Raw genomic sequence first — 18,316 nt, 5'->3', positions numbered from 1 at the left:
AACACAATCCGTTCAGGCCATTGCCTAAGATGGAATCATGTCTGAAAATATTCGCAAATGGCCGTTGTGGGCCGGCATCGATCTTGTGCTCATTGTTCTCTTTGCGCTTCTGGGGCGACGCGAACATGAGCACGCGCTGTCAATCAGTGGAATATTGATGACGGCCCTACCATTCCTGATCGCCTACCTGATCATGACGCTGATTTCCCGGCCGTGGGTGACCATCAACCGACTATGGCCAACCGGTGTTCTCGTCTGGCTAGGCACCGTGGCTCTTGGACTTGCCTTGCGGGTGGCGATGAATTCGACAGCTGCCCTGCCGTTTATCATCGTGACGGTTTTGGCGCTTGGACTCTTCTTGATGGGGCGACGTCTCGTCTGCAAGCTCGTGGCTCTTCGCTCAGTGAAGAAGTAGTATGCCTAGGCCATAGCCGGCGGCGGCGACTAGGCAACTTGAAAACGTTCCCAAGATGAACTGCTCGGCTGCCTGATGGTTTTTCAGTTCGGAGAAACGGCCAAGGCCCTTAACCGCAAGTACGACCGCGATGCCTTCCGGCCAATGTGCCCAGAGCGTCGCAACTACCGCAGAGCGCTCCAGCAGTCCGATCCACAAGCCGCCACGCAGTGGCGAGGCATCGGTCTTTGGGCTTTCTTCCACCTGGTCCTGGCGCGAGGCCAACTGGAAAATCAATTCGGTGAGCGGTCCGCCGAAGCTTACGGCAAAAAGCACGCTGACCGCGATGATCAGTACTTCGGGAACGGCGGCTGGGCCTTCGTCCGGGCGGGCGGCAAGTCCCAGGATTAACGTCACTACGGCAGCCATTGCGGCAATGACCGTGAGTACATTGCGGAACTTCGCCTTAGCGCCCTGTGCCCCGCCGAGGAAGCTGGCGGCCACGGCGATCACTACGGCCAATACAAGTACGGACCAGGCAACCCAGAGCATGGTCACTCCCCTATCTGTCGCAGTTGCTTGGACAAAGATTTGGTGGCTTCCTCCATCATGCGATTCGCTTCGAACCATAGTGCTGCTGAAAGCCTAGATGAGACGGCCTGCTGGGTGATGCCCAGGCGCGCGGCAATTTGTTGTTGGGTCAGCCCCTGATCGGCTAACGTTCCGGCTTCCCAAGCCGTCGCCCGCCGTTTGGAAATGATGCAAGCGGTGAGCTGGAGTTCTGCTTCCAGTCGAGTCGCTTCTTCCGTGGGTCCTTCGACAGCCACGTGTGCGTTCGTGTTCTTGGCTCGTTCCACCGCATCTCTGGCGAATACGAACGCCGGTCCCCTGCCGGCACGAGTTTCTTTGGGCAGCGGGAGTTCTACTTGGCCAAAGCCAAGGCCAACGCTCCAATCCCCCGAAGCGGCCATCATAACGGCGAGATGGATTGCTTCCATTGCGTCATCGAAGACGGCTTGGACTTCATCGCCCGCCGTACGCTGGAACGGCCTAATGTGCGAGACCGTGGAGTTGGCCTGCTCTATTAGCGCTTCAACCTTGTCCTCGCCTTGACGCGATCGACGCTGGTCGATAGTTAATACGATCATACCTACAATCCTAATACCTTGTATTATTTTTTACAAAAGTTAAAGATTGTTTAATGCCACGCATAGGCTTGACTCACACATGGGACTCCTCTGCGCAGTGCACTAGAGTTATTTCATGAAGCAAAACCCCAAAAGCGGGGAAAATTCTAACGTTGAGAGGTTTTCATGGTTACCGCATTCGTCATGATTCAGACGGCAACCGACAGTATTCCTGAGTCGGCGAAGCAGATCTCGGAAATCGAAGGAATTAGCGAGGTGTATTCCGTCGCCGGCGACTGGGATCTCATCGCCGTGGCACGCGTCCACAAGCACGAGGACTTGGCCGAGGTAATTGCCAATCGACTGTCGAAGATTCCTGGCATCCGCCAGACGCAGACGCACATTGCCTTCCGTGCCTACTCGGCACACGATCTAGAGGCGGCCTTCTCGCTGGGTCTAGACGACTAAGAGTCTGTTCCCACAAGAAAGGGAGCTTGTCTCGGATTGCCAGGCATCCGAGACAAGCTCCCTTTCTTGTACGATCGTTCTACTTTCCGACGATCTTGGAAGTTGTTGCCGACCAGGTATTCAAGGCCTTCGCGGCGGCGCCCGAATCGAGCGAATGCTCCGCGCGGAGCATTGCCGCGCGCATCCGGTCCTGAAAACTTCCCTGGGCATCCTGCGCAAAGGCGACCATGCCCGCGGCGGAGTTCAGCACCACGGCATCTCGCACCGGACCGGTTGCACCGGAGACGATATCGCGGACCACTCCCGCATTAAAGGCGGCATCTGCCCCGCGCAGGTCATCCAGCGTCGCGCGCGCAATGCCCAGGTCTTGTGCGTCAAAAGCGAACTCTTCCACCTTGCCCTCGCGCACCTCCCACACCATATTGGGCGCGGTGGTGGTGAGCTCATCCAGGCCATCATCGCCGCGGAAGACCAATCCGCGCGACCCTCGGCTAGCGAGAACCCCTGCCATGATCGGTGCCATGCGCAAGTCCGAGCAGCCAATGGCCGAAGCGCTGGGAAGCGCCGGGTTAGTTAGCGGTCCCATGAAGTTGAAGGCGGTAGGCACCCGCAGCCCGCGACGCGCACCGGCAACATGGCGCATCGAAGGGTGGAAAATATTGGCAAAGCAGAATGCGATGCCCACCTCGTCATAAACGTCGACCAGGCGTTCGATCGGTACATCGAGATGCACGTCGAGCGCCTCGAGCACATCGGCAGAACCCGAAGAGGAAGAGGAAGCGCGATTTCCGTGCTTTACGATCTTCACCCCGGCGCCGGCGCACACCAAGGTAGACATGGTCGAGATGTTCACCGTGTTCTGGCGATCGCCACCGGTGCCAACAATGTCTAGCGTTTGTGCATCGATGGTCAGCTCGCGCGCGTTGGCCACCATGGAGTCGACCAGACCGGTCAATTCCGCCACGGTCTCGCCCTTGGCGCGGAGCGCAACAAGGAAGCCGGCGATCTGGACGTCGCTAGCTTCTCCGGTCATGATTTCGTTCATCGCCCAGGCCGCTTGTTCGCGGCTTAGGTTCTCTCCGCTAATCAGGGAAGCCAAAAGATCTGGCCACGTTGGGAACTTTTCGTTTGCAAGGCTCGTTGACACGTACGTAAGCCTATCGATGCTGCTCCCCCGCTGCTACTTCGTGTCGTTGCGTGATGTGCCGCAAGACAGCGAACTTATCGCCGAAAATACCCCTAATTAGGGCACGTTTATGTTTCATAAACGATTGTTTCGTGCGGCGCGCCGGATCAAGCTCTACGAATTGTAGAAAGAGTTTGTCGGCTACTTCCGCGTGTTTCCGCGGTTGTTCTCTAAGTGTGTCGTAGAAAACCTCATTCAACCATGGTTTGCATTGGTATCTGAGGCCTGTTTAGAGACATAATGACAGTGTGACAACTGCGACTCATGCCCCAAATACGACGGCGCCACATGCGCCGAACCGCCCAAACATGGTGTCGGTGGGAACGATGGTGTGGCTCTCCAGCGAGCTCATGTTCTTCGCCGCCCTCTTCGCCATGTACTTCAGCCTCCGGGCTGCCGCGCCCGAGCTTTGGGCGACCGAAACCGCAAAGCTGAACGTACCGTTCGCGCTGATTAACACCTTGATTCTGGTGTCCAGCTCGTTCTCGTGCCAGATTGGCGTGTTCAAAGCCGAAGAATTCAAGCCTCGCCGTTCCGGTGGACTTTTCAAGTTCAAGGAATGGGGAATGATCGAATGGTTCATCCTTACCTTCATTCTCGGCGCGATCTTCGTCTCTGTTCAGGCTTACGAATACGCCGTGCTGGTAAGCGAAGGCGTAGCACTGAACTCGAACTCGTACGCTTCCTCGTTCTACATCACCACTGGCTTCCACGGCATTCACGTGCTCGGTGGCCTAATAGCATTCTTGCTAATTATTGGTCGAGGAATGCTAGCTAAGAAGTTTGGTCACTTTGAAGCGACCGGCGCCATCGTTGTGTCTTACTACTGGCACTTCGTTGACGTTGTGTGGATCGCGCTCTTTGCGATCATCTACTTCTTGCAGTAGGCAACTAATATCCATCAGTTGCCTCCACAGAAGTATGGCAACACCACACCAAGAAACTAAGTGAGGAACCAGCAAGTGAAGGCTCTTTCGAAAAAGCGCCGCCACCCGCTCGCCGCTGTGGCCCTGCTGTTGTTCGGATTGCTGGTCACCGGCAGTCTTTACACTGCAGCCGGTAGCGTAAGCGAAGCGAAGGCAGCGGAAACCACTTCTGCATCGGCAGCCGATGTAGAGGAAGGCCAGAAGCTTTTCGTAGCCAACTGCGCCACCTGCCACGGCATGAACGCCGAAGGCTCCGAGGAAGGCCCCTCGCTGATCGGCGTCGGCGCCGCAGCGGTTGACTTCCAGGTAGGCACCGGCCGTATGCCAATGCAGATGCAGGGCCCGCAGGCCCAGGTTAAGCCAGTTCAGTTTGACGAAGACCAGATCTCGCAGATGTCGGCCTATGTTGCGAGCCTAGGCGCAGGTCCAGCTATTCCGGACGAAGAATATTTGGACACCACCAAGGGCGACGCAGCCCACGGTGGCACCGTATTCCGCGTGAACTGCGCAATGTGCCACAACGCTGCTGCCGCAGGTGGCGCGTTGACCCGCGGCAAGTTCGCACCGACGCTGGCCGGCGTCTCAGAGAAGCACATTTACGAAGCGATGGCTACCGGTCCGCAGAACATGCCAGTGTTCAACGACTCGAACATCACCCCGGACGAGAAGCGTGACGTTGTCACCTTCCTGAAGACCATCGAAGCTAATGGCTCTGCCGGTGGCGCTGCGCTTGGATCCCTGGGTCCAGTGGCTGAAGGCCTCTTCGTATGGACCGCCGGTTTGGGCATCATTATCGCCTTCACCATTTGGTTGACCTCGCGTCCTTCCTAAGGCTTTCGCGGTGAAAACCGCAAACATCACTACGTACATATATTCCTAACAGAAGGATGAGAGAGAAACATGGGCGACCATAGTCACGGCAGTCCCGAAGAATCGGGCACCGTTGCTAAGGCTGACGATGTAGCTCAGGACCGGTTTGCCGATCCAGGACTCCCCCCACATCGTCCGCGTCTCGCAGATCGCGATCCGCGCGCAGCCAAGCGACACGAGCGCCAAGTTGCGCTGCTATTTACCATCTCCATCATTGGCACGCTGTTCTTCTTCGTGGCTTACTTCGTCCTGGGCCACCTGGGTGAAATGACCTTCGCTGAACTGCGTGTGCAGAACGCTGCACTGGGCCTGGGCACCGCATTCGCGATGCTCGGTATCGGTGTAGGTATTGTTCACTGGGCCAAGACTCTGATGCCGGACCACGAACTCGTTGAATCACGTCACGAGATCAGCTCCGAAGCAGATCGCCAGGATGCAGTCGATATCATCGACACGGTCATCGATGAGAGTGGTATCAAGCGCCGTCCGCTGATCCGCAACACCTTGATCGGTGCCATTGCCTTGGCTCCGATCCCCGCAATCTTCATGTTCCGCGACCTGGACCGTACCGGTAAGACCGCGCACGAGATGATCGATTCCATGCGTCACACTCTGTGGGACACCGGCGTTCGTCTGACTCGCGATCCATCGGGTACCCCGATCAAGGCCTCGGACGTGCAGCTTGGCTCCGCTTTCCACGTGATCCCTGAGGGTCTGGAAGAAGCAGAGAACATGCTCAACGAAAAGGCCAAGGCCGTTGTGCTGCTCATGCGCATGGACCCGCAGGAGATGAACATCTCCGAGGGCCGCGAAGACTGGCATGTAGATGGCATTGTTGCCTACTCGAAGATCTGCACCCACGTGGGTTGCCCGATCGCATTGTACGAGCAGCACACCCATCACCTGCTGTGCCCCTGCCACCAGTCGACCTTCGACCTTGCCAACGAGTGCAAGGTAGTCTTCGGTCCGGCTGGACACGCACTTCCGCAGTTGCCTATTACCGTGGACGCTGACGGCTACCTGGTAGCCCAGAGCGATTTCCACGAACCTGTAGGCCCAAGCTACTGGGAGCGTGGTTAATCATGGCATCGCCTAATGAATACACCCCCTCGACCGCTACCGGACGGATCGCGAACTTCGTCGATTCCCGCGTTGGCGCTTCGGGCATGGTCAAGGAATTCGGTCGCAAGATCTTCCCTGACCACTGGTCCTTCATGTTTGGTGAAGTGGCGCTGTACACCTTCGTACTGTTGCTGCTCTCCGGCACGTTCCTAACCTTCTTCTTCGATCCTTCGATGACGCACGTGACCTACAACGGTTCGTACGTGCCGCTGAAGGGCATTGGAATGTCGACCGCCATGGCTTCCACCCTGGACATCTCCTTTGATGTTCGCGGCGGCTTGTTCATGCGCCAGGTTCACCACTGGTCCGCACTGCTCTTCGTAGCTTCCCTGTCCGTGCACATGCTGCGCGTATTCTTCACCGGCGCCTTCCGTCGCCCACGTGAATTGAACTGGGTTGTCGGCGGCGTGCTGCTGATCATGGGTCTTGCAGCTGGTTTCACCGGCTACTCCCTCCCAGATGATCTGCTTTCCGGCAACGGTCTGCGCATTATCGATGGTGTGATGAAGGCACTGCCTATCGTTGGTACCTACCTGTCGATGTTCTTCTTCGGTGGAGAGTTCCCGGGCTTGCACGTCATTCCCCGCTTGTACTCGCTGCACATCATGATCGTGCCTGCGGTGATCATCTTGCTCCTGGTGATCCACCTGTTCATGGTTGTGACCCACAAGCACACCCAGTATCCTGGCCCAGGCCGCACCAACGACAACGTTGTTGGCTTCCCAGTTGGTCCGGTATACGCAGCGAAGGCCGGTGGCTTCTTCTTCATCGTCTTCGGTATCGTGGCATTCATTTCGGCGCTCTTCCAGATCAACCCGGTCTGGAACTACGGTCCGTATGACCCATCGCCGGTTTCTGCTGGTACCCAGCCCGACTGGTACATCGGCTTCGTCGATGGCGCCTTGCGTTTGATGCCTGGTTACCTCGGTAACTTCAGCTTGGAATGGGTTATTCCATTCCCTTGGGGCGACAACACTTTGATCTTGAGTGTTCTGCTTCCTGCATTGGTTCCTGCCGGCGCACTGTTCGCAGTGATGTTCGCCTGGCCATGGATCGAACGTTGGATCACCAAGGACAACCGCGAGCACCACCTGTTGGACCGCCCGCGCAACGCTCCATTCCGTACCGCGGTGGGTGCCGCTGGCGTGGTCTTCTACTGCGTGATGTGGGCAGCTGCCTCGTCTGACTTGATCGCAACTCACTTCCACATATCGCTGAATGACGTCACCTACTGGTTGCGTACGCTGTTCTTCCTGGGCCCAATCTTCGCCTTCTGGTTGACGCGTCGTATCTGCTTGTCGCTGCAGCGCAAGGATCGTGAGATCGTACTGCACGGTCGTGAAGCTGGCATTATCCAGATGTCCCCTGAGGGTGGCTTCTCGGAGAAGCACGAGGAAGTCGACGTGTACAAGCGTTACCTCCTCACCAACTTCAACGACAACAAGTACATTCCGGCACAGCCGGATGCAGCAGGGCACGTCTCCGGTTCGGAGAAGCGCCGTGCGGCGATCTCGAAGTTCTTCTTCGAAGATCGTGTTGCCCCAGTTACCCCAGCGGAGCTTGAAGCTGCACACGCAGCCCACGGCCACCATGAGGTTGAGGGTGAAAAGCAAGACTCGATCGAGAAGTAAGCTCGACTCGCATTAGTCACAAGAAGAGGGGCACACCAGTTGGTGTGTCCCTCTTCTAGGTTTAACAGCGCATTGCTGCGCTCTGCTCCCCCGCAACCGGCTTTCCTCGCGGGCAGCTCCACCATCTCCGGGCATTCAGTTGAACGTGGCGGCGTTCCCAACTGATCATTGAGCACATCGGCTGTCGTGAAGCGTCTCGCCCAAGCATTGGACCGCTTCCCCAGGCCCGCAGTACTGGAACCACGCGCATACGAGGCAGCCAACCCGCTTAGTGGCCTGTGAGGCGCTCCGGAGCGCCGCCTGCGAGCACGTGCTGGTATGCGCGGATACTCGGCGGCGAGAGGGCCGCACAGACCCTCTGAACCCTGAAACCTGTCTATCCACGTATGGCCTAACGTTTTGTCATGCGAACCACTTGGGCATAACATCAGGTCAGCGATGGTTAGTCAGTCGGTGTAGTGAGTTCGGAATGATCAGATCTCCGCGATTTGGACTGCAACGCTCCTCGCTCACACTGATTCAGCCGACAAACCACGGTGGTTCAATTCTCAGCCCCGCTAGAGCAGTGTTTTTAATCGAAAGTAGTTTTTGTGAAGAAGAAAAGTGCAAGTGACAATCCTGCCACCCTTGTACGGATGAATGCATTTCAGCAGTTCTCAGCTGGCAGGAAGCTGCGCAGAATTCCGCAACTGCTCTTGGGGCTGGCCGGCTATGGCGCTTCAGTAATGCTCCTTGTGCAGTCCGGACTAGGCGCAGCAAGCTGGAATGTCTTAGCTGAAGGAGTAGCAAATACGTTCAGCATCTCGTTCGGGTGGGCAACCAATATCATTGCGGTACTGGTGTTGCTTGCTTGGATACCAATCAAGGAGCTTCCGGGGCTGGGAACTTTCCTGAACGTCTTCATCGTTGGATTCGCTGCCGACGCAATGGGTCTCGTACTTCCCGTTCCGGATAATCTCACCATGCAGATCGTCTACTTCGCGACCGGCATCATCCTCTACAGTTTCTTCGACGCCCTCTATCTTGGCGCGCAGTTTGGATCCGGCCCTCGAGACGGACTGATGACGGGCTTGATGCGCATTTCGGGTCAGCCGGTCTGGAAGGTCAGAACGGCTATCGAAATCACTGTTGCGGTTGCAGGGTGGTTCATGGGCGGCATGGTTGGCGTTGGCACCGTCGTGATTGCTCTCTGCGTCGGTCCGCTGATCGGCTTTTTCCTCCCACGCGTGACCGTCAGAATCCGCCCGGATCTCTCGCAGGCCGTGTGGTTCAAAGGACTGGCGCCTTACCTCTCAGAGAACGCGCGGAAGACTTTCCAACAGACCTCTAACATCAACATCACGGCAACGAAAGTGGCGAAGGTTCAAGAACCGGTTCAAGGTTCCTCGCCGGCCATCGCCACCGTGAGCGTGCAGACAAACGCTGACTCGTTGAAATTTCTGCTCAGCCGCGCAGACGGACAGTGGATTGTCGAGAAAATTACGAGCGATCCTTCGTGAAGCGCCCTGGAATCCTCGGTGTCTTGGGCTTGATTACTGTGCTGATCTTCGGGCTGGTCTTTGGCGGAATTATTATCCTCGGTGACAGCCCCCGCAGCGAGGCCGACATTGAAACTGACTGTTCACCAGAGGGGGCTGTGCCGAAAGAAGTCAACGTCAAAAACCTGCCCACCACCGACGTTGGATCCTACAACAAACAGCAACTGACCAACGCTGCGATCATCATCAACGAAGCAAAAACAGCGGGAGTCAAACAGCAAGGCGCGATCATTGGCCTGATGACCGCCATCGAAGAAAGCTCCCTGAAAATACTCGCCAACGACGGGTCCTGGGAGTACCAGGAAGGCTCCCGCATCATGACGAAACCCGAATGGGCACAGGCACGTCAAACTGTGGTGAAGTCCCTGGATCTTCCTCATGAAGGAGTCGGGCACGCGTGGGATGCGCTAAGTCTCATGCAGCAACGGCCGAGTGCAGGATGGGGCACCGTTGAGCAGATCATGGACCCTTCCTATGCAGCCGGCACGTTTTTCAGCCGTCTGAAGAAGGTGCCCGACTGGGAATCGCTGCCTTACGAGCTGGCCGCGGAAAAAGTCCAAGTGTCGGGACTGCCTGATAATTATGCGCGCCAGCGTGCCGACGCGGAACTGCTCTACGCCGCGCTGCAAGGTGCCACCGTGGAAGTCTCTGAAGACGACGAATCCTACGCGCAATGCAAGGACGGAGGCGACACCAGAAAACCAGACTCGGGCGACCCCTATGATGGGCCCACCAGCGATTCCGGATGGGTCTTCCCCGTGGAGAACATTTCAAGAATCCAATACAACTATGGTGAAAATCGGGGTCAATGGCCGCACGCAGGTGAAGACTTCAGCTCACCGAAAGACACGCCGATCTATGCTGCAGCCGATGGCCAGGTTATCCGGGCTAGCTGCTCCAACCTGGTGGTTGGCCGATCCCCATGCCAGATTCAGATCGACCACGGACAAATCGGTGGGCAACGGGTCAGCACACTCTACGTGCATATGTTCGAAAATGGTGTGCTCGCCAACGTCGGAGACGAAATGGAAGCAGGGGAGCGCATTGGCAAAGTCGGAACCAATGGCAACTCCACCGGGTATCACCTCCACTTTGAGGTGTGGCTCGGCAAGAAAATTATAAATCCCGTGGCATTCCTTAAAGAACAAAGTGTGAAAATCCCTGCCTAAGGATTGACAGAAAGCATAGAAGGGTCAGTATCCAGGACTATTTTACTACTGATGACGCCAAGGTTGGAGATCGTGGCTTTGGTTTCCTATGGGTGGTCTAATAATTTCTCAAACCATGTACAGCATCTCGTTTTTATATACAACCCTTGATTTAAATGTTGTAGATGCTAGCGTGACTGCCAGGGAATCTTCAGAAAAAGGAAAGGGTATTCCCAAAACGACAAATTATCGAAGGTGGTCAAGGATGCATTGGGCACTCCCAAAAAGAGTTAGAACAGCACTAGTGGCTGCAGTTCTAACGGCATTAGTCGCCACGGTTCTGGTAGCAATTGCCACTGGATCCGCTCAGGCGGCTCAATACACATACGCAAACGACACCCTGATATCGAAATTACAAACTCGAAGCAGTGGGTATAGAGCATCAATAAACGGTGCCGTAGTGAACTTGCAGCCTTTTAGCGCGGACGGAGCATCAGCTTCTGTGTCGCAAGAAACCTACCGACCTGCTCCATATGAGCTAATAAGTTTTACCACCGCAGCATCCATCAATCAGATCTTCACAAGAGCATATGACGTGCATCAGAGGTGCTTCTGGAATTTCCCTCACAGGCCCGGAGATATTGGGCAACTGAGGATAACTTGCAAAGTGAAGTACTAAGTTAGGAGAGAGCAATGCGAAGGATAGAAGCATTTTCTGCGTTGGGAGTCATGGCTCTAGCCCTTGTCGCAGTAGCAGCGCCAGTGTCAGCAGCGGACCAGTCGTACATGGCGGTCCAAGATCTAGTCCCAGCGTTGGCGGAGCCGCAGGCTGAATTAGACAGAGGTTTGCCCCTTGATGTGTTGGATGAGTTAGGAGGTTTGAATCCTGATTCGACACGGTTCCTCGGTGAAGACGATAAAGCGAGCTATTGGGTAGCGCAGGACGAACCATCCAATGTGTGTCTTGTGATCCACACCAGCTGGTCAACATCCTCTTCATGCGCGGATTTTCCGAGGTTCCATAGATCAGGCATAGGCATGGCAACTGGGCAATCGTATGAAGTTCCCGAGGACATCATTGAAGCGTACTTACTCCCATCGGATATTAGTCCTGAGCAAATTGCCGAGACCGGAGCCTATCGCGATGTGAAGTTGTCTAGTCAGGCGACCAAAAAACTAGAAAGTGACCTGCTTGTTGTCGATACAGCAGCAAGTGACAAATTGTCCGGCGAGACAATCGAACGTTCATCCGGTGAGAGTTTCCAGTTCACTCCACTCGAGTATGGTCCTAGCAGTGAGGGCAAATGATGCCGATCGAATTGTCAGCTAAGCGGTGGTTGGCCATAATTGTAGTCGCCATCATGGCCTTTGTGGCAGTGTCGATTTCTGTAACTTCCGCCCATGCGGCTTCTTTCCAATACGCAAAGAACATTAGTACACCAGAAAACGTTCGAAGGCATTCTGGTCCCAGGGCAGTGGTGTATGGCGGGAGTTCCACGGTTCAGCTAGGCATCGGAACGCACACGATCAAGACTTACTACTCCCATCCTGGCTATCGTGTAGTTAGCGCCAATACTTCCGAGGCAGGGCTGATAAACAACATCGTTCATGTTGCGAAAGAAAACGCGTCAAGTGAGTGCTACTGGTCATTTCATGGAATCGGTGGAGACGCGAAGCTTGATTGCTGGGTGAAATGAGATCAGGACGCCTAGGAATAAAGGGAGTGATCTGATGTTGATTAAAAATTACGCCAAGACTGTGAAATTTGTTGTTTCAGGTGTGGCGATAGCGTTGATTTATGTCCTCACTCTTGGGGTGTTGACCGCTCAAGCAATAGGGTTGCGCGGAGGGGCGGTTCTAAACCTAAATAATGAACTTGTAGGTGTGCAAGATCCAAGTGTTCCGTACTTACAGATAGTTGCTGTAATGGGGGTTGGGCTGCTTGCGGCTTATGCTGTTTGGTACGCGCCTCGGCGTCTGCCGACGAGCAATCAGCTTGCCTTGACCATAGGTTTCTTTTCCACAAGCGTGGCCCTTGTCGTGTACAGCTATGCGTTTATTGAACGAGGCAACCCGATGCAAAGCATAGCTACTGGAGAACTTGAGGGATGGGAAGGGTGGTTGCTAAAGGCCAGTAATGAGTCTTCCCTTCATCTTGTGCTGGCACTGGCTTTCTGCCTTGGCGTATATCAGGTGATTGGAACGTTGCGAGGAAGTGCGAGAAGCAGTAGTGAAAGTGGCACAGGGGGCTCCTAGCCCTCTCCCGTATGAGATTATCGTTCCGAGGGATCAGATTGCTAGGCTCAAGCGGTGGAAAAATACGCCAGATTCATCAGCAACATTGCTTCACCGCCTGCACTAGTCACTCTCGTACTCCTGAGCACTCCTCTAAGACATGCCCACGTCGCGTGGCCACCAACCTTGGTGGCCACGCTCTTCGTCGGACTGATTCCCTGGGCGGCGCTGATCTGGATGAGACTGCGCGGACAGGTCACCGACGTGCACGTCACCCAACGCCAGCAACGTTGGCCGATCCTGCTGATCACCCTGATATCAATCCTTGGCGGAATCGCCGTGCTGCTGGCGGTTTCGGCGCCAGGCCAGATCATTGCCGAAGTGCTTTTCATGCTTGCCGGATTGGTCATCGTCGGGATCGTGAACCTCGCTTGGAAGCTTTCCATCCACGCGGCGCTGGCCACCTTCGCAGCCCTGCACTGTCTGCTGGCCTTGCCTGCAGGAGCGCAGATCGCGGTAGTGATTATCGCTCTGGTGGGATGGGCGAGAATCCGCAGCGGCCATCACACTCCCACACAAGTCATGGCGGGAACTCTCATCGGCGTTCTGGTGAGTTTAGGAGACCTTTTGGTGGTGTAAACGAGGGGAGAAGGGGACTTTATGGCGGTGCAGCGTGGTGGAGATCCAACCCAATGTCACACCTGCCAACACGAACAGCATCGCCGGATAGACAATCAAATCAGTGAGCCAGTCCAGCTGCCGGTTCGATAGCTCCACCAAATGTCCCATAGGCGAGATCACGCCGAAGGCAAAGCCGATCGCCATCAGCTTTTTTGAGTAATAAGGAACCCGGTACACCGAGCCCACGGTTGCCTGCACAAGCGGTCTGACCAGCATTGCCGAGACCATCGCGGGATAAATGTAGAGGGACAGCTTATAGAGCACGACCTCAGACTCTTTTTCCCTGAAGTCGGGGTCTGAGGAAGATCGGTACGGAAATTCACGCTAACGACATCCCGGTGTCGATCCTGGCGTGGATAGGGCTCGCGAAAAAGCGAAATGCCCGACGCAAAGCTTTCGCAGTGTGGGGCAACGGATGAGAGCCGCACGTCATCTTTCGGTGGTGGCAGGAAGAGGTCACGGAGTGATTGTGCCGGTTTTCTTGCGTTGGTCGCGTTCAACGGCCCGGTAGATGGTGGATCGGCTGATGGAGAATAGTTCTGCCATTTCGGTCATGGTGTGTTCCCCGGCGTCGTGCAGTTCGAGGAGGTGGGCTTCCTGCTTCACGCTGAGCTTCGGCTGTTTTCCCCGGAGCCGGCCGTTGGCCTTGGCAACCTTCATTCCTTCGCGGGTTCGCATGCTGATGAGGTCGGCTTCGAACTCAGCGATCATCGCCAGGACGTTGAACAGCAGTTTGCCCATTGGGTCGGTGGGGTCGTGGACGGAACCACCGATGCTGAGTCTAATTTCGCGTCTGGCGAGGTCGTCGGCTATCTCGTGGGCGTCTCGGACGGACCGGGCCAGGCGGTCGAGTTTGGTAACGACGAAGGTATCTCCGGCCCGGCAGGCGGCGAGGGCTTCGTGAAGTCCTGCGCGATTCTTGTTCCTGCCGGTAAAGCCATGATCAACATAGACGCGTTCGGGTTCAACGCCGAGGGATGCCAGGGCATCACGCTGGGCGGTGAGGTCTTGCTCCTCCGTGGACACGCGTGCGTAACCGACCATGATCTTAGACATGTAGATCAGTGTGTCACATAGGGATCCTTCACCGGACAGTTCACCGTACACCCTATACGGACACTTCATAGGTCACCATTAGCAAAGCAGCAGGTCAGCGGTTGGCGTGTCCGGTGGAGGACCCTCCAGCGGGACAGCAATAATAGCGGATACAACCAGGCCGAAATTGGCTGGAATTAGTGTCGCCGAGGTGTCCAGCCAGATGGCAGCATGCCAGCGATCTTTCCACGTTCAGAGTCTGCCGCCAATGACCATCCTTGAGCTGCCAGAGCATCATCATAGGCACCCCGTGCCAACCTCAGACCAAGGTCTGGGTGACTCATTCCAGGTGCACCGCCTCGGCGCGTCGAGGCCCGGACACTCCACGGCTTGTCAGCAAAGCCTCCTCCGCGGAAGACCCGGTAATCTCCGTAGCGGGCAGGATCTAGCAAATCCCAGCACCATTCCCAGACGTTTCCAAGAGTGTCGCGAAGCCCGAAAGCATTGGGCTGTTTTTGACCAACTTCTTTCGGGTTCTCCAGCTTGTCGTTCGATGTCCAAGCAACGGCATCGAGTGGTCCATACTGTGGCCCTACCGTGCCAGCTCGGCACGCATATTCCCATTCGGCTTCGGTGGGCAGCCGATACCCAGAAGCGTTGGTCTGCCAAATCACCTCGTCTGCTTCGAAGAAGTATGCAGGGGCAAGATCTTCTTCCATCGAGGCCGCATTGCAGAACTTGATGGCTTCCAACCACGTAATATCTACCAGCGGCGATTCCGAACCCGATTCGCTATCACCCATCAGCTGCGCGTATTGAGCTGTGGTGACGGGGACAGCCCCAATCGCAAAAGGTTCTAGGTCGACGGTCCAGCGGCGTTTCCGTCGAGCGTCGTGCAATTCCACTTGTCCGGCCGTTAACGGACGAAGGTCAAAGGTAGGCATTCCACAATGTTCCCATGCCTCGCATAAGCCGGTCGGGTTGCGGACGCACATATGAGGTTCTCAGCGGAGCGCGCGGACGACTGAGGTTGCGGTCAGAGCGACGCCGCGGTCAGAGTCATTGACGAGGGCGGTGAGCGTAGCTTCAGCCGCCGACCCGGGAATCTCCGCGAGTGTAGCCGTCAAGCGTTGGCGAGCGGCGACTGGTGCATCTGACAGTCCGGCGACAATCGCACGAACAATGCCATCCGCACAGCTGTCCTCTGCTGCAAGAACGCCAAGTGCATCCGCGGCTTCGATGTCGTAGCGCCCATCGATGATGAGGGCGATCAGAGCGGGAATGGCATCCGTGTCACCGCGGGTGCCGCGTGCGAGCACGGCTCGTCCGCTGACCAACGGGTCGGAGTGTTGGAAGGCGTCGCCAAGCGCAGCAAGAGCGCGTGGGGAGTTGATCTTCTCCAGTGTCTCGACCGCGCGGCCTCGTCGCCCGGCGTCAGGTGAGCTCAATGCCTCCGTCAGAATCGGGATTGCCCTATCACCATTCCGCGCGATCGCCCAGTAGAGAGCGCCCGCAGCGTTGGGATCGAGTTCGCTCAGCGCTGCTTCGGCGAGGGACGCGACATCCGTCTGCCCCTCGCCGGTAAGCGCAAGGGCGAGGCGTTGTCGCGATGACGGGTCGTCCGCTTCGAGTCCTCGTACCAGCCCGATGGTGCGCAGCACGTCCGACCATGCGGTGGGGCTGCTCCTGTGTACCTGGTTGAGTCTGCGAAGCAGCTCCTCCTCTTCTGCAACGCGGGTGCGTGTGCGGGCGATCATCTGTTCGACCATGGGTGCCGGATCGAATGCGAGGTCTCCGAGCGCTTTTGCGACCTCTTGCAGGTTCAATCCGAGAGAGCGGAGACACTCTACGTGGAAGAGGCGGTGAACGTCTTGCTCTGAGTACTGCCGATACCCGCCGCGCGTCCGTCCGGTGGGTGATACGAGCCCGATCTTGTCGTAGTGACGTAGCATTCGGGCGCTGATCCCGGACTGCTCGGAGACTTCGCCGATAAGCATCCGCTCAGTCCTTCACAACTGGCGAATCGCGAAGAGCGACGACTCGACGTGCTTCTGCAATCGCGGCATCGAACCCCTCGTCGGGATCCTGCATGAGTATTTCGGTTGCCAGCGCATGCGCACGCACCCCTGTGTCAGAGTCGGTCGTTGCTCGCTCGACGACCGCCGTCGCGCCCTCTCCCAAAGCGGCGAACGCGCGGCTGAGGCTCAGCTGAACCTCCCGATCTCCACGGTTGAACTGGGTTGACAATGTCTCGGCCAGATCAGCTTCTCCGCCAGAGGGAACCAAGCCGGCAGCCGTGCGCCAAGCGGCGCGGGCGACCTCGTCATCCTCGTCCTGCAAGAGCGCCGAGGTGATCGCGGGCCAAGTGTCAGGGTGTCCAAGCTTCGAGAGGGTATGAAGGGCTTGAGCCCGCGCTTGTGTGACGTCGGAGCCTAGCTCCGTTAGCAGCCGTTCGGCCACTGCCGACGCGTCATTGCGGATCAGTGCCCACGTCAGCATGTCACGCACATAGAAGTCCGGCTCGATCGCGCACCGGTCGATCAACACGTCGATGTAGCCCGGGATCGGGGCGCTCCCCGCCGTGAGAGCCGCCTGTAGCCTCACCGACGACGCCGACGATTCCAGCGCGTTCCTCAGCTTTATAGCTGACTCTTCCACCTCTATTTGGGTCATCGTGACCACCTCCTACATTCATTGAAGACCTTGTCACGATGTCAAGGTCAAACCAAGCAGTTCAGTATTCCCGCTGAGGGTTCCGCTTGAGGACATTCTTCTAGAGGACCGGCTTACTGTGATGATGATAATAAGCCATCAGTTCGGCGGTAACCGGCGGCATGTCATCGACGTTGAACAGTTTTTAGGTTGAGGCGTGGTAGGGAACTACGACGATCTGCACCGAATCTTCGTAGATAATTTTGCCGGGATCGTCGCTGATGAGTCGCACTACTTGCACGTCATGCCGTTTGAGAAGTTCCAAATATGGATCGACGCGTTCTAGCAGATGCGTAGCAGTGCCCTTGAACCAAGCTGCTGCGCGGGGGTTCACCTGAGGATCGTAGACATCGGGATTCAATTTGGTCGGATCTGGGTAGGCCTCATTGAACCAGTCATTTCCAGATCTCCAGGTAGCCCATTCTGTATCGCTCAGTTTGCCTTTGTGGGCGAGTACATTGGCAAGACCGAAAACCCCGGGGTATATTCCTCGATGATTAGGAACACTCGCTTGGTACCGGATATACATTTGTTACCGTGTTTCCTTACACTCGCTAACGTTTTCAACTCAGATCTTCTCAGTCAACCAGATCGAGCAGCCCAAGCGTTGTTGCGGAGCGCATCCCTGAGAATATTCATTGAGAGGTAATAGCCTCAGACCTGCTGTCCCGTAGTGCGTTCCTCCTATGGATCTGATTGAGCGACAAAGACACCTTGGCGCATTGGTACGCTCATTGAATGCCCGAAGTGAAAGATAAAGTTGTTTGCTACGTCGTCCAAGATGGCCACCTCTTGGTCTTTACCCATTTGCAGCATCCGATGCACATTACGGGAGTTCAGGTGCCTGCCGGAAGTATAAAAGCCGGAGAAGATCCTCAACGAGCAGCAGTTCGCGAGCTCCTTGAAGAAACCGGACTCGAAGGCGTTGTTAAACGTGAGCTTGGAACATCCACATACGACATTCGCCCCATGCGCAACGAGGTCGCAAATCGATTTTTCTTCGAGCTAGAAGTCACTGAGCAAGACGTTTCGCGTCGCTGGATATCCGGAGAAGACGACCCCGAAAGCGGAGATCAAACCGAAACTTGGGAATGCTGGTGGTTGCCTGTCGAACACGCGCACGTCTTGGCCGCTGGGCTTGGGGCGCAGCTATGGAAGCTCAAAGCGGAATGATGCTGGTGGCGGCATTAAGTGTTGCGAAGAGTTTCCCATCTGAAACTTGGGTTTTCGAAGATAGTTCAGT

The 18,316-nt window shown here is 56.3% G+C and carries 21 protein-coding genes; 12 read left to right on the top strand and 9 right to left on the bottom strand.

Going from position 1 to position 18,316, the window contains the following annotated elements:
- Positions 1-37: 37 nt before the first annotated feature.
- Positions 38-415 carry a DUF3054 domain-containing protein gene (locus ACT3TP_RS02005; RefSeq protein WP_096284472.1) on the top strand — a complete coding sequence of 126 codons (378 nt, stop codon included), beginning with the start codon at positions 38-40 and terminating at the stop codon, positions 413-415.
- On the opposite strand, the gene ACT3TP_RS02000 is transcribed toward ACT3TP_RS02005, so the two are convergent.
- On the bottom strand, positions 401-946 hold the full coding sequence (locus ACT3TP_RS02000) for a hypothetical protein (protein WP_096284474.1): 546 nt from the start codon (positions 944-946) through the stop codon (positions 401-403). The genes ACT3TP_RS02005 and ACT3TP_RS02000 overlap by 15 nt on opposite strands.
- 2 nt (positions 947-948) lie before the next feature.
- Entirely contained in the window at positions 949-1,542 is a 594-nt protein-coding gene (locus tag ACT3TP_RS01995) for a sigma factor-like helix-turn-helix DNA-binding protein (protein ID WP_096284476.1), read from the bottom strand.
- 165 nt (positions 1,543-1,707) lie between these two features.
- On the opposite strand from ACT3TP_RS01995, the gene ACT3TP_RS01990 reads away from it, so the two are divergent.
- A complete protein-coding gene (locus ACT3TP_RS01990) occupies positions 1,708-1,989 on the top strand; it encodes an Lrp/AsnC family transcriptional regulator (protein WP_096284479.1) in 282 nt (93 codons plus the stop codon).
- 79 nt (positions 1,990-2,068) lie between these two features.
- Here the strand turns inward: ACT3TP_RS01990 and trpD are convergent, their stop codons facing one another.
- Complete coding sequence (gene trpD, locus ACT3TP_RS01985) at positions 2,069-3,136, bottom strand: anthranilate phosphoribosyltransferase (protein WP_096284481.1); 1,068 nt, start codon at positions 3,134-3,136, stop codon at positions 2,069-2,071.
- A 287-nt stretch (positions 3,137-3,423) separates the two neighbouring features.
- Between trpD and ctaE the strand changes: the two genes are divergently transcribed.
- The 9 genes from ctaE to ACT3TP_RS01940 all read left to right on the top strand — a co-directional run bounded on the left by ctaE (position 3,424) and on the right by ACT3TP_RS01940 (position 13,284).
- Entirely contained in the window at positions 3,424-4,062 is a 639-nt protein-coding gene (gene ctaE / locus ACT3TP_RS01980; protein WP_096284483.1) for an aa3-type cytochrome oxidase subunit III, read from the top strand.
- Between the two features lie 75 nt (positions 4,063-4,137).
- Positions 4,138-4,932 carry a cytochrome bc1 complex diheme cytochrome c subunit gene (gene qcrC, locus ACT3TP_RS01975; protein ID WP_096284485.1) on the top strand — a complete coding sequence of 265 codons (795 nt, stop codon included), beginning with the start codon at positions 4,138-4,140 and terminating at the stop codon, positions 4,930-4,932.
- Positions 4,933-5,001: 69 nt separating this feature from the next.
- Positions 5,002-6,051 (top strand): cytochrome bc1 complex Rieske iron-sulfur subunit, encoded by a 1,050-nt coding sequence (gene qcrA, locus ACT3TP_RS01970; protein ID WP_096284487.1) that lies wholly within the window; start codon positions 5,002-5,004, stop codon positions 6,049-6,051.
- 2 nt (positions 6,052-6,053) lie between these two features.
- Positions 6,054-7,724, top strand: a complete 1,671-nt coding sequence (gene qcrB / locus ACT3TP_RS01965) for a cytochrome bc1 complex cytochrome b subunit (protein ID WP_096284489.1) — start codon at positions 6,054-6,056, stop codon at positions 7,722-7,724.
- A gap of 590 nt (positions 7,725-8,314) precedes the next feature.
- Positions 8,315-9,223, top strand: a complete 909-nt coding sequence (gene yczE, locus ACT3TP_RS01960; RefSeq protein ID WP_219843893.1) for a membrane protein YczE — start codon at positions 8,315-8,317, stop codon at positions 9,221-9,223.
- Positions 9,224-9,261: 38 nt separating this feature from the next.
- Positions 9,262-10,431, top strand: coding sequence for a M23 family metallopeptidase (locus tag ACT3TP_RS01955; protein WP_444619049.1), 1,170 nt, complete (start codon positions 9,262-9,264; stop codon positions 10,429-10,431).
- 672 nt (positions 10,432-11,103) lie between these two features.
- The gene (locus ACT3TP_RS01950; protein WP_096284493.1) at positions 11,104-11,718 is read left to right on the top strand and encodes a hypothetical protein; all 615 of its coding nucleotides are present in this window, start codon (positions 11,104-11,106) and stop codon (positions 11,716-11,718) included.
- A 423-nt stretch (positions 11,719-12,141) separates the two neighbouring features.
- Positions 12,142-12,666: a hypothetical protein gene (locus ACT3TP_RS01945; protein WP_096284495.1), complete on the top strand. Its 525-nt coding sequence runs from the start codon at positions 12,142-12,144 to the stop codon at positions 12,664-12,666.
- Between the two features lie 54 nt (positions 12,667-12,720).
- Positions 12,721-13,284: a phosphatase PAP2 family protein gene (locus tag ACT3TP_RS01940; RefSeq protein ID WP_141393495.1), complete on the top strand. Its 564-nt coding sequence runs from the start codon at positions 12,721-12,723 to the stop codon at positions 13,282-13,284.
- Here the strand turns inward: ACT3TP_RS01940 and ACT3TP_RS01935 are convergent.
- The 6 genes from ACT3TP_RS01935 to ACT3TP_RS01910 form a co-directional block, all read right to left on the bottom strand.
- Positions 13,261-13,590 carry a hypothetical protein gene (locus tag ACT3TP_RS01935; RefSeq protein WP_096284499.1) on the bottom strand — a complete coding sequence of 110 codons (330 nt, stop codon included), beginning with the start codon at positions 13,588-13,590 and terminating at the stop codon, positions 13,261-13,263. The genes ACT3TP_RS01940 and ACT3TP_RS01935 overlap by 24 nt on opposite strands.
- 192 nt (positions 13,591-13,782) lie before the next feature.
- Positions 13,783-14,382, bottom strand: a complete 600-nt coding sequence (locus ACT3TP_RS01930) for a recombinase family protein (protein ID WP_444619009.1) — start codon at positions 14,380-14,382, stop codon at positions 13,783-13,785.
- A gap of 176 nt (positions 14,383-14,558) precedes the next feature.
- On the bottom strand, positions 14,559-15,305 hold the full coding sequence (locus ACT3TP_RS01925) for a formylglycine-generating enzyme family protein (RefSeq protein WP_444619007.1): 747 nt from the start codon (positions 15,303-15,305) through the stop codon (positions 14,559-14,561).
- A 60-nt stretch (positions 15,306-15,365) separates the two neighbouring features.
- The gene (locus tag ACT3TP_RS01920) at positions 15,366-16,358 is read right to left on the bottom strand and encodes a HEAT repeat domain-containing protein (RefSeq protein WP_444619005.1); all 993 of its coding nucleotides are present in this window, start codon (positions 16,356-16,358) and stop codon (positions 15,366-15,368) included.
- Positions 16,359-16,362: 4 nt separating this feature from the next.
- Positions 16,363-17,034 carry a HEAT repeat domain-containing protein gene (locus ACT3TP_RS01915; protein WP_444619004.1) on the bottom strand — a complete coding sequence of 224 codons (672 nt, stop codon included), beginning with the start codon at positions 17,032-17,034 and terminating at the stop codon, positions 16,363-16,365.
- A gap of 184 nt (positions 17,035-17,218) precedes the next feature.
- Positions 17,219-17,602: a hypothetical protein gene (locus tag ACT3TP_RS01910; RefSeq protein ID WP_444619003.1), complete on the bottom strand. Its 384-nt coding sequence runs from the start codon at positions 17,600-17,602 to the stop codon at positions 17,219-17,221.
- A 209-nt stretch (positions 17,603-17,811) separates the two neighbouring features.
- On the opposite strand from ACT3TP_RS01910, the gene ACT3TP_RS01905 reads away from it, so the two are divergent.
- Positions 17,812-18,246, top strand: coding sequence for an NUDIX domain-containing protein (locus ACT3TP_RS01905; RefSeq protein ID WP_444619001.1), 435 nt, complete (start codon positions 17,812-17,814; stop codon positions 18,244-18,246).
- Positions 18,247-18,316: the final 70 nt, after the last annotated feature.

The sequence above is a fragment of the Glutamicibacter sp. AOP38-B1-38 genome, from assembly GCF_052377485.1.
GTDB lineage: Bacteria > Actinomycetota > Actinomycetes > Actinomycetales > Micrococcaceae > Glutamicibacter.
Note: the sequence above shows the minus strand (reverse complement) of the source record. Positions and strands in the feature narration are given on the sequence as shown.